This is a genomic window from Streptomyces sp. SAS_272 (assembly GCF_052543235.1).
Window position 1 is genome coordinate 20,993 of record NZ_JBMNDR010000069.1, and the last position, 13,354, is coordinate 34,346.

The 13,354-nt window shown below is 73.1% G+C and carries 12 protein-coding genes and 1 pseudogene; 6 read left to right on the forward strand and 7 right to left on the reverse strand.

Annotated elements, in window-relative coordinates; genetic code table 11:
• Position 1: 1 nt before the first annotated feature.
• Complete coding sequence (locus tag ACN6LD_RS30830; RefSeq protein WP_319192365.1) at positions 2–1,474, reverse strand: APC family permease; 1,473 nt, start codon at positions 1,472–1,474, stop codon at positions 2–4.
• 355 nt (positions 1,475–1,829) lie between these two features.
• Between ACN6LD_RS30830 and ACN6LD_RS30835 the strand changes: the two genes are divergently transcribed.
• Positions 1,830–2,291: a DUF5709 domain-containing protein gene (locus tag ACN6LD_RS30835; RefSeq protein ID WP_319192367.1), complete on the forward strand. Its 462-nt coding sequence runs from the start codon at positions 1,830–1,832 to the stop codon at positions 2,289–2,291.
• Positions 2,292–2,325: 34 nt separating this feature from the next.
• Here the strand turns inward: ACN6LD_RS30835 and sthA are convergent, their stop codons facing one another.
• The gene (gene sthA, locus ACN6LD_RS30840; protein ID WP_319192368.1) at positions 2,326–3,729 is read right to left on the reverse strand and encodes a Si-specific NAD(P)(+) transhydrogenase; all 1,404 of its coding nucleotides are present in this window, start codon (positions 3,727–3,729) and stop codon (positions 2,326–2,328) included.
• Positions 3,730–3,806: 77 nt separating this feature from the next.
• Entirely contained in the window at positions 3,807–4,013 is a 207-nt protein-coding gene (locus ACN6LD_RS30845) for a hypothetical protein (protein WP_057581840.1), read from the reverse strand.
• Between the two features lie 177 nt (positions 4,014–4,190).
• Between ACN6LD_RS30845 and ACN6LD_RS30850 the strand changes: the two are divergent.
• Positions 4,191–5,321, forward strand: a pseudogene (locus tag ACN6LD_RS30850) (MMPL family transporter); the annotation flags it as partial.
• Positions 5,322–5,459: 138 nt separating this feature from the next.
• On the forward strand, positions 5,460–6,437 hold the full coding sequence (locus ACN6LD_RS30855) for an MMPL family transporter (protein WP_445044925.1): 978 nt from the start codon (positions 5,460–5,462) through the stop codon (positions 6,435–6,437).
• On the opposite strand, the gene ACN6LD_RS30860 is transcribed toward ACN6LD_RS30855, so the two are convergent.
• Positions 6,394–7,485 (reverse strand): PP2C family protein-serine/threonine phosphatase, encoded by a 1,092-nt coding sequence (locus tag ACN6LD_RS30860; protein ID WP_445044911.1) that lies wholly within the window; start codon positions 7,483–7,485, stop codon positions 6,394–6,396. The two genes, ACN6LD_RS30855 and ACN6LD_RS30860, sit on opposite strands and share 44 nt — an antisense overlap.
• Positions 7,486–7,718: 233 nt before the next feature.
• Between ACN6LD_RS30860 and ACN6LD_RS30865 the strand changes: the two genes are divergently transcribed.
• Positions 7,719–8,606: a GNAT family N-acetyltransferase gene (locus ACN6LD_RS30865; RefSeq protein ID WP_445044912.1), complete on the forward strand. Its 888-nt coding sequence runs from the start codon at positions 7,719–7,721 to the stop codon at positions 8,604–8,606.
• Positions 8,607–8,676: 70 nt separating this feature from the next.
• Complete coding sequence (locus tag ACN6LD_RS30870) at positions 8,677–9,012, forward strand: hypothetical protein (protein ID WP_319192376.1); 336 nt, start codon at positions 8,677–8,679, stop codon at positions 9,010–9,012.
• 1 nt (position 9,013) lies between these two features.
• Here the strand turns inward: ACN6LD_RS30870 and ACN6LD_RS30875 are convergent, their stop codons facing one another.
• The 3 genes from ACN6LD_RS30875 to ACN6LD_RS30885 form a co-directional block, all read right to left on the reverse strand.
• Entirely contained in the window at positions 9,014–9,904 is an 891-nt protein-coding gene (locus tag ACN6LD_RS30875) for a Gfo/Idh/MocA family protein (protein WP_445044913.1), read from the reverse strand.
• Between the two features lie 119 nt (positions 9,905–10,023).
• On the reverse strand, positions 10,024–10,254 hold the full coding sequence (locus tag ACN6LD_RS30880; RefSeq protein ID WP_445044914.1) for a hypothetical protein: 231 nt from the start codon (positions 10,252–10,254) through the stop codon (positions 10,024–10,026).
• 70 nt (positions 10,255–10,324) lie between these two features.
• A complete protein-coding gene (locus ACN6LD_RS30885) occupies positions 10,325–11,680 on the reverse strand; it encodes a diaminopimelate decarboxylase (RefSeq protein WP_445044915.1) in 1,356 nt (451 codons plus the stop codon).
• Positions 11,681–11,980: 300 nt separating this feature from the next.
• On the opposite strand from ACN6LD_RS30885, the gene ACN6LD_RS30890 reads away from it, so the two are divergent.
• Positions 11,981–13,342, forward strand: coding sequence for a PucR family transcriptional regulator (locus ACN6LD_RS30890; protein WP_445044916.1), 1,362 nt, complete (start codon positions 11,981–11,983; stop codon positions 13,340–13,342).
• Positions 13,343–13,354 lie beyond the last annotated feature (12 nt).

Below are 13,354 nucleotides of genomic sequence, written 5' to 3' on the forward strand. Positions count from 1 at the left end.
CTCAGAAGTCGGTGGAGAGGCCCTCATGGACGACCGGTCGCCCGTCGGGCCGCCCGTCGGGCACGTAGCCGGCCTCGACGGTCCGTGCGGCGTCCAGCCGGGCGGGCCGGTAGTACTCACTGCCCTGCCGCCAGTACCAGAGCATGGGCACCAGCCCCACGGCGAGCCCGCCGATGCCGATGGCGATCGCGGTGGGCGCCAGTTCGCCGAGCGACTCCGCGAACACCCAGAACATGAACGCGGAACCGAACAACGGCCACAGTCCGCCGAGGAGGAAGTCCGACGGCGACCTCAGCAGGGTCCTGCGGTACGCGACGACGGCCGCCAGACCCGCGAGGCCGTAGTAGACGGCGATCTGCAGGCCGATCGCCGAGATCGCGTCGGCGAGGATGTCGCCCACCGAGCCCAGCGCGTTGGAGGCGACGAACAGCACCAGCGCCACCCCGCCCACCACCACGATCGCCACCCAGGGCGTGTTCCAGGTGCGGTGCACGCGGCCCAGCGCGGACGGCATCGTACGGTCGCGGCCCATCGCGAACAGCGAGCGCGTCACCTGGATCAGGGTCGTCTCCAACGTGGCGACCGTGGACAGCATCACGGCCACGATCAGCAGTTTGCCGCCCCAGCCCGGCCAGACCTCTTCCCCCAGCGCGGCCAGTACGTTCGCGCCGTTGTCGTCGATCTGCTGCGAGCTGAGGACGACGTTCACCGCGACGGTGAAGACCTCGAAGAGGAGGAAGACGACGCCCACGCCGATCAGTCCCGCCAGACCGGTCGTGCGGCGGCTGTTGCGGGTCTCCTCGCTGAGGTTGCTGGTGACGTCCCAGCCCCAGTAGTAGAACGCGGCGACCAACGCGCCCGCGGCGAAGCCCGAGACGCCGTCGAAGTGGCCGAAGCCGAACCAGGACCAGTCGAACGGCAGGGAGTTGTCCGTGTGGAACACGCAGAGCAGCGCGAACAGCGCCAGGATCGCCAGCTCGACCCCCGACATGATCAGCTGTGCGCGGACGGTGAGCCGGGCCCCGCCCAGCACCACCGCCAGCATCACCAGGAACCAGGCGGCCCCGACCACGGTCGACAACGCGGTGTTCGCGGCGAGGTCCTCGTCGAACAGGGCGAGCGTCATCGACCCGGCCGGCAGCGACCCCGCCACCATGAAGATGGTCGCCGAGATCACCAGCGCCCAGCCGCTGAGGAAGCCGAGGAAGGGGTGGAGCGTGCGCCCCACCCAGGAGTAACTGGCGCCCGCGTTGACGTCGATCCGGCTGAGTCGGCTGAACGCCAGCGCGATGCCCAGCATGGGTATCGCGCAGTACAGCAGGGCCGCCGGGCCGGCCAGGCCCACGGCGCCCGCCAGGACCGCCGTGGTGGCGGCGATGGAATAGGCGGGGGCACTGCCCGCGACCGCCATCACCACCGTGTCGAAGGTGCTCAGCACATTCGCCTGAAGCCCTCTTCCGGTGCTGTTGCTCATGGTTGGCGCTGCTTTCGTCGTGCACGCCGGAGGGGGAAGGGTCCGGCGGTGAAGTGGGCGGTGAGGGGGGACGTGGAGCTGCATGGAGGGCCGCCGCGCGCGAGAGGGACGGCCTCGGGAACGTCGGCGGAGAGGGGCGCGCAAGGACACTGTTCGAGCACTGCGTCGGCGGACGGTTACACCGAGTGTGCGAGTGACTATAGCCCCAACTATTGAGGTTTCAAGATTGACGGATGGGTAATCTTCGCGGCCGGCCGTGCAGGTGGCATGTGTCGCGCATGCGACGCGATTGGAGCGGGCCGCACGGGAAACGCGGACGGGGAGAACAACAGGCCGGCCAACGAGGAGGCACCCCATGGGCACGGAGTCCGAAGCGATGGGCGACGACGTCTACCAGCCCACCGGATCCGCCGAGGAGCAGGAGGACGGGGCTCCGCTCGACCTTCAGGACGCCGTCGACGAACGCACCTACGACGACGTCCTGGACGAGGGCTACTCCCCGCCGGAGAAGCCGCTCGGCGTCACCAAGTACGGCACCACCGCGGCCGAGCAGCACGACGGTGAGAGCCTCGACCAGCGCCTCGCCCAGGAGGTTCCGGACGTGTCCGCGCCGGCCGGGGACGGCGTCGGCGACCTGCCCGGCGGCGAGGGCGAGCCGGTCGACCCCGAGGCCGGCGGCCGGCGCGCGGGCCGTCTCGTCGCCCCCGACGAGGGCGCCCACCCCGACGCCGTCAAGGAGGAGATCGCCGAGGACGTGGGCATCGACGGCGGTGCGGCGGCCGCCGAGGAGGCCGCCGTCCACATCGTCGAGGAGTAGGCCGGCCCGCGGTGGAGCGGGGGAGCTGCCCCGGTCAGTCGTCCATCCGCTCCAACTGCCGCAGGCGGTTGGTGGCGTCGAGGGCGGCGACCTTGTACGACTCCGCCAGCGTCGGGTAGTTGAACACCGCGTCGACCAGGTAGTCGACGGTCCCGCCGCAGCCCATCACGGTCTGCCCGATGTGGATCAGCTCGGTGGCTCCGGTGCCGAAGCAGTGCACTCCGAGCAGCGTGCGGTCCTCGGGGGAGACCAGCAGCTTGAGGACGCCGTGCGCGTCGCCGATGATCTGCCCGCGGGCGAGTTCGCGGTAGCGGGCGACGCCCACCTCGAACGGCACGCGCTCCTCGGTCAGCTGGTCCTCCGTCCGCCCGACGAAGCTGATCTCCGGGATGGTGTAGATGCCGATCGGCTGCAGGTGGTGCATCCGCCCGACGGGCTCACCGCAGGCGTGGTACGCGGCCGCCCGGCCCTGCTCCATCGCCGTGGCGGCGAGCGCCGGGAAACCGATGACGTCACCGACGGCGTAGATGTGCGGAACCGGTGTGCGGTAGTGCTCGTCGACCTCTATCCGCCCGCGTCGGTCCGCCGCCAACCCGGCCTTCTCCAGGTCGAGTCCGTCGGTGAGCCCCTGCCGGCCCGCCGAGTACATCACCGCGTCCGCCGGTATCTTCTTGCCGCTCTCGAGGATGGTCAGCGCACCCCGCTGGTGCCTTTCCACGGCGGCCACGGTCTCCCCGAACCGGAAGGCCACCGCGAGGTCCCTCAGGTGGTACTTGAGCGACTCGACGACCTCGACGTCGCACATGTCGAGCATCCCCGCCCGCTTCTCCACCACCGTCACCTTGCTGCCGAGCGCGGCGAACATGCTGGCGTACTCCATGCCGATCACGCCGGCGCCGACGATGACCATCGACTGCGGCACCCGCTCGATCGTCAGGACGTTGTCGGAGTCGAGGATGGTCCGGCCGTCGAACTCGACGCTGTCGGGGCGGGCCGGCCGGGTGCCGGTGGCGATCACGATGTGCTCGGCGCCGATCATCCGCTCCTGGCCGGTGACCTCCCGCAGGGCGATCGTGTGGTCGTCCACGAAGCGGCCGGTGCCGGCGAAGAGGGTGACGTGGTTGCGGGACAACTGGCTGCGGATGACGTCGATCTCACGCCCCACCACGTGCTGGGTGCGGGCGGTCAGATCGGCGACGGTGATGTTCTCCTTCAGCCGGTAGCTCTGACCGTACAGATCGCGCTGGGTGAGGCCGGTGAGATAGAGCACCGCCTCGCGCAGTGTCTTGGAGGGAATGGTGCCGGTGTGGAGGGAGACGCCGCCCACCATGTCGGGGCGGTCGACGACGGCGACCCGGCGGCCCAGTTTGGCCGCGGCGATGGCGGCCTTCTGACCGCCGGGACCTGATCCGAGGACGAGCATGTCGAAGTCGGGCACCCTCGGCAGTCTGGCAGTGCGGGGGCGCCCAGGGAAAGGGCGGCGGAAGATCTGCGCCGGTGGAGGCGGCGGAGGTTCTAGGGGAGCACCTTCTCGATCGCGCCGGGGCCCTCCTCGTCGAGCTTGCGCCGGGCCCATGCGAGGTTGCGCGGGGTGAGGTCGCGGCCGGTGGCGAGGACCATGTCCTCCGGCGAGACCTCGGTCCCGGTGCGGGTGTGGAGCAGGCTGTCCGGGGTGGTGCGGTCCGGCGAGGGCCGGGCGGCGCCGGGCTGTGACGTCGGCATGGTGTCTGCTCCTCGCGTCCGAAGGAATGTACTAACACCATTCATCCTGCGGCCGCGCCCCGCAATCCCGATCATCCCCGCCGAGATGCCGCGGTGATCGCTCAGAGGTCTAATGGGCTGTGTCGGGGCGACCCAACCACTGTGCGGTGACCCCGCACGGCATGGAAGGCCCAGCTCATGGAACCCACCACTGCCGGGAAACCCCAACGGGGGGCACTGCGCAGGCTCGGCGCTTGGTGCGCCCGCCACTACCTCGTCGTGATCATCGCCTGGCTGGTGGCCCTGGTCGCCCTCCAGGTGATCGACCGAGCCGTCGGCGGCACCTTCGAGGACGACTTCGCGCTCTCGGACACCCAGTCCCAGAAGGGCCTCGACGTCCTCCAGGAGCACGACCCGCAGGCCGGCGGGTACAGCTCCCAGATCGTCATGCACGACGACAAGCAGGCCCTGAGCGCGCTGAGTTCGCAGATGTCCGGCACGGTCGGCGACCTGCAGAAGCTGCCCCATGTGCTGTCGGTGCAGAACCCCCTGTCGCAGAGCCCCACCGAGGTCGGCCCGGTGTCGAGCGACGGCAGGACCGGATACATCACCATCCGCTTCGACCAGCAGCCCAACACCCTCGGCGACGCCTACCTGAACGGCGTGGACAACGCCGTGCAGCCGCTGCGGGCGGCCGGCGCCGACGTCGAGTACGGCGGCTCGCTCGGTGAACTGGCCCGTCCCAAGGCCAACGACTTCATCAGCGAGGGGATCGGCTTCGCAGTGGCCGTCGTGGTCCTGCTCATCGGCTTCGGCAGCGTCCTCGCGGCCGGCCTGCCCCTGATCACCGCGCTCATCGGGGTGGTGGGCGGACTCGCCGTCCTCGGTCTGCTGGCCGCCGCGTTCACCTTCGCGACCGTCTCCCCGACCCTCGCCACCATGATCGGCCTCGGCGTCGGGATCGACTACGCGCTGTTCCTGATCACCCGGCACCGTCAGAGTCTGATCGACGGCGCCGATCCCGCCGAGGCCGCCGGCCATGCCACCGCCACCAGCGGCCGCGCCGTCCTGGTCTCCGGCACCACCGTGATCATCGCGCTGGCCGGCCTGTACGCGTCCGGCGTGTCCTTCATCGGCAAACTCGGCGTCGCCGCCGCCGTCACCGTCGTCTCCGCCGTGATCGGAGCCCTCACCCTCGTGCCCGCGATGCTCGGGCTCATCGGCCGCGGCATCGACCGCTGGCATGTGCGCAAACCCGTCGCCGAGACCGACGCGGCACCCGGCGCCACCCCGCACGGCACCTGGCACCGGTACGCCAAACGGGTCGAGCGCAGGCCAGGGCGGTACCTCGGGGGAGGGGTCGCCGTCATCGCGATCCTCGCCATCCCCGTCTTCTCCATCCAGCTCGGCCACATCGGCGACGGCGCCGACCCGACCTCCTTCACCGACCGGCGCGCCTACGACCTGATGACCGACGCCTTCGGACCCGGCTCCAACGGCCCCCTCACGATCGTCATCGACCAGACGTCCGTCCCCTCCGACAAACGCTCCGACCTGCAGTCCCAGGCGCAGAAGACCTTGAACGCCGTACCGGACGCGGCCACCGTCACCCCGTTGACGCCCACCCAGGACGGCGACGTCCTGATCGGCACCGTCTACTCGACCCAGGCGCCCCAGGACGCCGTCACCACCGGCCTGACGAACCGGCTCAAGGAGACGACGCTGCCCGACGCGGTCTCCGACTACGACGCCAAGGGCTATGTCACCGGCACCACGGCCGCCCAGGTCGACTTCCGTGACATCGTCGCCAGCCGGCTCCCGCTGATCATCTGCGTGGTCGTCGGTCTCGCCTTCCTGATCATCCTCGCCGTGTTCCGGGGGCTCCTCGTCGCGGTCAAGGCCGCCGTCCTGAACGTCCTGTCCATCACGGCCTCCTACGGTGTCGTCGTCGCCGTCTTCCAGTGGGGCTGGGGCGGACCCGCGCTGGGCGTCAACGGGGACGTCCCCATCGAGAGCTATGTGCCGATGATGATGTTCGCGATCATCTTCGGCCTCAGCATGGACTACGAGATCTTCCTGCTGTCCCGGGTGCACGAGGCATGGCTGCGCACCGGGAACGCCAAGGACTCCGTCGCGCACGCCCTGGAGATCACCGCCCGCGTCATCACCTGCGCGGCCCTGATCATGGTGAGCGTGTTCGCGGCGTTCATCATCAGCGACAACATCGTCGTCAAGATGCTGGGCCTCGGACTCGCCGTCAGCGTGCTGATCGACGCGACCGTGGTACGGCTGCTCATGGTGCCCGCCGTGATGACCCTGCTGGGGTCCCACGCCTGGTGGACGCCGCGGTGGCTGGACCGGCTCCTGCCGCACATCGACGCCGAGGGCGACGCGGAGATGCTCAGCGGACCCCACCGGGCGTCGGGGCGAGGACCAGCATCGTGACGTCGTCGCGGACGTCGGGACAGTGGCGCGACACGTCCGTCCAGACCCGGCCGGCCGTCGTCGCCGGGTCGGCGCCGGCCGCCAGCGCGGGCAGCCGGTCCAGGAGCGGGTAGAAGACCCCGGCGGCGTCCCGCGCCTCCGAGACGCCGTCGGAGGCGAGGAAGAGCCGGTCGCCGGGGAGCAGCGGCACGACGCAGGCACTGACCGGGGCGCCCCCCGACAGGCCCAGCCCCAGCGGCGTCCACGGCACGACGTCCACCTCGGCGACCGTCCCGTCGCGCAGCAGCAGGGGCGCCGGATGCCCGCAGGCGACGACGCGCACGGCGTCCGCGTCCGGTGTGAACTCCACCAGCACGGCCGTCGCGAACAGTTCGGCGTGCGCGACCCGCGCCGAGTCCACGACCAGCCTGCGGTCCAGCCGGGCCGCCACCGACTCCAGGTCCGGCTGGTCGAGCACCGCCTCCCGGAACGCCCCGAGGAGCGAGGACACCGTCGCCACCGCCGCCAGCCCGTGCCCCTGCACGTCCCCCAGCACCGCCCGCACCCCGTGGGCGCTCTCGCGCACGTCGAAGAAGTCCCCGCCCACCAGCGTCCCGCGCTGCGCCGCCCGGTACAGACCGGCGCACCGCACCGGCCCGACCCGTTCGGGCACCGGCGGCGCCACGGCGCGCTGCGCCGCCTCCGCGACGGTGCGCTCGGTGTCCAGCTGGACGTCCCGGCGGCGGCTCACGAACGCCACGAACACGCTGAGCGCCGCGACGAAGAACACCGTCAGCACGTCGGTCTGCCCCGGCCGGTCGAGCTGGAACGCGGGCGCGTCGAGCATGACGATCACGAGCGCGCCCAGCAGAGCGGTCACCGCGGGGCCGTAGGACAGCACCGCCAGCGGCGGGATCGCGCCCAGCAGGAAGCCGATGTCCAGCGGGCTGGGGCTGACCAGGGTCGCGGCGCAGACGCCCGCTGCCAGCAGCAGCGGCAGGGCCCGCACCCAGCGGGGCGGCGGTGCGCCCCGCAGCCAGCCCCGCCGGTCCCCGTCCTGTGCTCCCACACCCCCACGCTCCCCCTCGGTCCCGCCCGGCGCACGCCGAGAAATCCGGTGGACGCCGTCGGGCGCGGCCCCCTAGCGTGTGGACGCACGCCCGGACACCCACGGAAGGAGGCGAGCGCCATGCAGTCCCCATCTGACCCGCGCTCCCGCCCCGTGACGCCGGCGTGCCGCGTCTGACGTTCGTCCGACGCCCCGGGAGCGCACCTCATGCCGTACGCGACCCGGAGGAATCCGTGACCGATCTGGTCATCCGCGCTCTCGACGAGAGCGACGTCCATCTTTTCGACGCCCTGCCCGACCCGCTGCGCGCCGCCGAGGCGTTCGCCGCCGCCGCCTACCGGCCGCAGTGGAAGCGGGTCGCCCTGCGCGACGGTCGGGTCGTCGCCCGCGCCGCCTGGTGGGGCGGACCCGACGACACCGAACCCGTGACCGTCGAGTGGTTCGACTTCGCCGACGGCGAGGAGGCGGCGGGCGCCGAACTCCTGCGCACCGCTCCCTGGCGGGTCGGCCTGGAGCTGGTCATGCCCGGCGACTGGCGTGCGGACCCGGCGCTGCGGGCCGCGGCCGAGGCCCGGCACGCGGCGGCCCGCGCGGCCGGACACACCCCGCTGGTGGAACGCTTCGTGTACCGCTGGACCCCGTCGTGCGGGCTGCCCGAGCGCCCCGGACGTCTGCACTTCGCGCCCGAACCCGACGACGCGGTGTTCTTCGACGCCCTGCGCCGCATCCACTCCGACACCCTCGACGCCCACGCGCTGAAGGCCGTCGCCGAGGGCGGCCTCGACCGGGCCGCACAGGAGGAGATCGACTTCTTCCGCTGGTGCCCGTCCCCACGCGAGTGGTGGCAGATCGCCCGGACGGGGGACGGCGCACTGGCCGGCATCCACGTCCCGGCCCACAACCCGTCCGGCCCGTGCGTCGGCTTCATCGGCGTGCTGCCGGAGCACCGCGGGCACGGTTACGCCTACGATCTGCTCGCCGAATGCACACACCACCTCGCCGAGCGGGGCGCGGAGTTCATCGCCGCGGCCACCGACCGGACCAACCACCCGATGGCGGCGCACTTCGCGAAGGCCGGCTACCCGGTCGTGCGCGAGCGGGTCAACTTCCGGCTCGACTGACGGCCGGCTGTCGGACCCCGGTGGCAGGCTGTCCCCGGCGGTTCGAGCGGGCACGGCGCAGGAGGGCGTGATGGGGTTCGACGGCGAGGTCTGGCACCTGCGCGGTGCGCAGGGCGGAGAGGACGTCGGCGAGATCGTCGTCGCGGAATCCGACTTCCCCTGGCTGTCGGGGCGCTTCGTGCCGGGACCGGGGTACGCCGCCGTCGCCGCCCTGTTCGCCCGTGAGCTGGCACTGGCGGAGCAGGACCGGGACGAGCTCCTGGAGGAGTGGGAAGGGGTGCACGACGAGATCCGGCGACGGGTGTCGCTGGTCTCGCCGCGCGGACCCGTTCCGGAGTTCCTGCTGCACGTCGGCGGCGGCGAGGCGTGGTTCCGTTGGAGCGACGAACCGTTCGAGGGGACGTGAGTCAGCGTGCCGTGTCCGCCAGCAGGGTCTCGGCGTCCGCGAGGATCTCGGTGACGCGCAGGCCGAAGGCGGCGTCGCAAGGGTGGGGACGCGCGTCGCGGGCCGCGCCGAGCAGGGCGTCCGCGGCCCGGGCGAAGGCGGAGGCGGCGTCCGCGTCGCCCTGGGGGAGCCGTGTCACCCCCGCCGCGCCGCGCAGCTCGATGCCCGCGCCGGCCGCCGGGGGCGGCGCCGTGAGACTCAGCGTGAGGGTGCTGGAGGCGCCGTCCGCGTGGGCCAGGACCAGATGGACGGTGTCGCCCGGACCGTGGGCCGCGGCCGACACCCGGCGGACGTCTCCGAGCACCGGCAGCAGCACCGAGAGCGCGTGCGGGCCCACGTCCCACAGGGCGCCCTTCTCGCCGCGCCAGGGAGTGCCGAACGGGCTGTCGCTCGCCGCGTGGAAGACGTCCCCGAGCCATTCGGCGTGACCGGTGAACCAGCCCCCGCGGTCCGCCTGTTCGGCGATCCAGGCGTCGGCCTCCGGCACGAACCGGCTGGTGAAGAAGACCACCGAGGCGACGCCCGCCCGGTCGGCCGCCCGCACCACGGCCCGCGCTCCCGCCGCCGTCGTGGCGACGGGCTTGTCCAGCAGCAGATGACAGCCGGCCCCGGCGGCCCGCACGGCGAGCTGCGCCTGGACGTCCGGAGGCAGGGCGACGGCCACCGCGTCCACGTCCGCCAGCAGGGCGTCGACGTCGTCGTAGGGCCGGGCGCCGTGCCGGCCGGCCAGTTCCTTCGCGGCCTCGGCGCGCCGGCCCCAGACGCCGACGAGGTCGAGTTCGTGGTGGGCGGCGAGGACGGGGGCGTGCACCATGCGCGCCCAGGGGCCGGTGCCGAGCAGACCGATGCGCATACCGCTGACTCTCCCTGAAAGGAAACGGCCGGTGACACGGACGACTCGTGCGTCGCGCATGCCGACGTGAGCCTCGCACACCCCCGTCCGCGGGTCACCCCCCGGCCCGCCCTGCGAGATCAGGCGGCCCGGGCCTGCGACGGCCGGTCGTGCTCGGGCGCGGGGGAGGCGGACACCGGGAGCTCGGGCGGGGCGTCGGACGCCCCGCCGCGGATCAGGCGCAGCCACCGCCGGGGCGAGGCGTGCCGCCGGTGGGCGGGAGCCGGGGTGAGCAGGCGGGTCTCGACCCGGTCCATCACCGTCAGCAGGACGGACAGCAGCGGCAGAAGCAGTACGGCGACCCAGAGCACGGTTCTCTCCTCGCAGGCGACGACTTGGCGAGTGCTCCGATTCGGGCAGCTGATGCATGCCGGACGAGGGTCAGGGACGAAACGGCGTGTCGAAACCCGTGAGCAGGGCGTCGGCCTGCGCCAAGCCGTTCTCCGCGGAGATCTCCCGCACCGACTGCGCGGGCCGGATCACGGCGAACGCGACCCTGCCCTCGTCGAGCAGAGCGCCGTACACCGCGGGCCGGGGGAGGCTGTTGTAAGCCCAGTGCGCCGAGAAGTAGTAGCCCCCGGTGTCGTGGAGCACCACCAGGTCGCCCTCGGCGAGCGCGGGCAGCGGCCGGTCGTGCGCCACCACGTCCCCCGCGAAGCACAGCGGCCCGGCGACGTCCTGCCGCACGAGCGGCGTCCGCTTGGGCAGCCCGTCCGGACCGAACGCGGAGATCCGCAGCGGCCAGGCGTCCGGCATGAGGACGGTCCGGGTGGCGACCTGTCCGCCCGCGTGGGTGAGCGCGACCCGGCGGCCCCCGGCGTCCTTGACGTACTCGACGACGGCGGCGGTGAACCCGTTCTTGGCGATCAGGGACCGGCCGAACTCGGTGACCACCTGGTAGCGGCCGTCCAGCAGCGCCGGCTCGGCTGCGGTGAGCGCGGCGACGTAGTCGGCGTAGGTGGGCGTGACGGTGTCGTCGGCGAAGTTCACCGACAGTCCGCCGCCGAGGTCGAGACTGGTCACCTGACGGCGGCCGACATGCCCGTCGATGTCCTCGGCGAGCCGGTGCGTGTCGGCCAGCCCTTCCGCGATCAACGGCAGCGGGCAGCCCTGCGAGCCCACGTGCGCGTGCAGCCGGGTCAGCCACGGCCGCCGCGCGAACGCCTCGACGACCCGGGCGCGGGCCCCGGGGTCGCGCAGCGCCACACCGAACTTCGAGGTCGCGGTCGCCGTGCTCATCGCGCCGATGGACCCGCCGCCGACCTGCGGATTGACCCGCAGTCCGAGCACGGACGAACAGCCGGCGGGGCGCAGGGCGTCGATCCGGTCGAGCTCGTCGAGGTTGTCCGCGTTGAGCGCCACGCCCAGGGAGAGGGCGTCGCGGATCTCTTCGCGGGTCTTCGCCGGCGAGTCCAGCACGATGCGCTCCGGCGCGAACCCCGCGTCCAGCGCAAGCCGCAGCTCGCCGGGGCTGGCCACCTCGCAGCCCATGCCGGCGTCGGCGAGCAGGCGCAGCACCGGGACCAGCGGACAGGCCTTGGCGGCGAAGGCGTGCAGCACGTCCGGCGTGCGGGCGAACGCCTCGTGCAGGGCGGCGACGCTGCGCCGCACGCCCCGCACGTCCACGAATCCGGCGACCGGCCGGCCCTCGCCGATCAGTCCGTCCGCGACGGCCCGGCGGACGGTGAGCGCGACGGGGGTGACGTCGCTCTGCTGGTTCTCGGTGGGCTTCGGCACGTCTGCGGTCTCCTCGGGGCGGGGTGAGCGGGGACGGGATCGGGCGGGGCGGGACGGACCGGGTGCGGATCGGGGTCGTCCTCACTGCGTCGTCCTCACTGCTACCACCTGTGGAGGGTCCGGGGGTGTTTCTTCCCGGCGCCGGGCGTGGGCGCGCGCCGTGCCGGTCCGGAGGGTCACCGGGACGGCTGACGGGCCGAAAAGAAGACTGCACACCCCTAGGGACCGACCGGACGGTATGCCATCCTTCGGGGCAGGACGAGTCGGACGGCGGGGCAGCGGCCCCGGGGGAGGACCGCGATGCATCACGCCCTACGGTCACGGACCGTGTTCCGTCCCGCGGCGGACGCCGCGGCGGCTCCCGCGCACCGGCCGCGCCCGCAGCCCGTCCGGTCCCCGATCGACGCCGACGCCCTGCGGGTGCTGCACCGGGCCGCCCGGGTGCTGCTGGAGGACCTGGCCGGCCTCACCGACCGGCTGGTCGCCGTGCTGCAGGAGCAGGAGCCCGCCTACCGCGCGGCCGTGACGTGCGACCCCACCGCGACCTGGCAGGAGGTGCACCGGTCGCTGGAACACAGCGTGTCCTCGCTGCTCGACCCGCGCGGCAGCCGGGACGCGGCCCGCCGGTGCTCGTGGCGGATCGGCGCCACCCGTGCGGAGCAGGGCCTGCCGCTGGACGCCCTGCTGCACGCGTTCCGGCTGGGCGGATCCCTGGTGTGGCAGGGCCTCATCGACGAGACCGCCCGGACCGCTCCCGAGGACGTGCGGCTGCTCGTGCACGTCGCGTCCGACGTGTGGAACTTCGTCGACGAGCACTGCACCCTCGTCGCGGACGCCTACCGGCAGGTCGAACGGCAGCTCGCCTGGCGGCGCGAGAACCGGCTGCGGGTACTCGCCGGGGCCCTGCTGGACGGCGCAAGCCGCATCGCCGACCTGCCGGAGACCGCGCAGGCCCTGGACCTCCCCGAGGAGGGCCGGTACGTCGTGGCGGCGGTGACGGCCGGCTGCCCCACCGACGGGGCCGGGGCGCGCGCCGCCCTCGCGCGGGGCGCCCGCGTGTACTGGCACACCGGCGTCGAGGTGGACTACGGCATCGTCCTGCTGGGCGAGGACGCCGACGCCGGCACCGTCGGCCGACCCGGCCACGAGGGGCCGCCGACCGCCGGACCCGGTCCCGGGTCCGGACCCGGGACCGGGGCCGGGAGTGGATCGTCCGGTGCCGGGCCTGCCGCGGGCAGCGCGCGGACGGGCGTCAGCACGGCCGTGACGGGACTCGCCGCCGTCGGGGAGGCCCGCCGGCTCGCGGACGTCGCGCTGGGCCTGTGCCCCCGGACCGGCGGCGCCATCCGGCTGACCGAGCACCTCCCGGCCGCGCTCGTGGTCTCCGCACCCGACCTGGGCGCGGCGCTGGTCGAGCGGGCGCTCGGCCCGCTGGGGAACCTGGAGCCCGCCGACGAGGCCGTCCTGCTCGACACCCTCGCCGCCTGGCTGGCCTGCGACGGCTCCGCCCAACGGGCGGGGGAGCGGCTGTACTGCCACCGCAACACCGTCCTCAACCGCCTGCGCCGCTACGAGCAGTTGACGGGCCGGTCGCTGGCCCGGCCGGCCGACCTGATGGAGGTCAGCCTCGCCCTGACGGCGCGGGGTCTGTACCCCCGCTGACCCGGCGCGGAC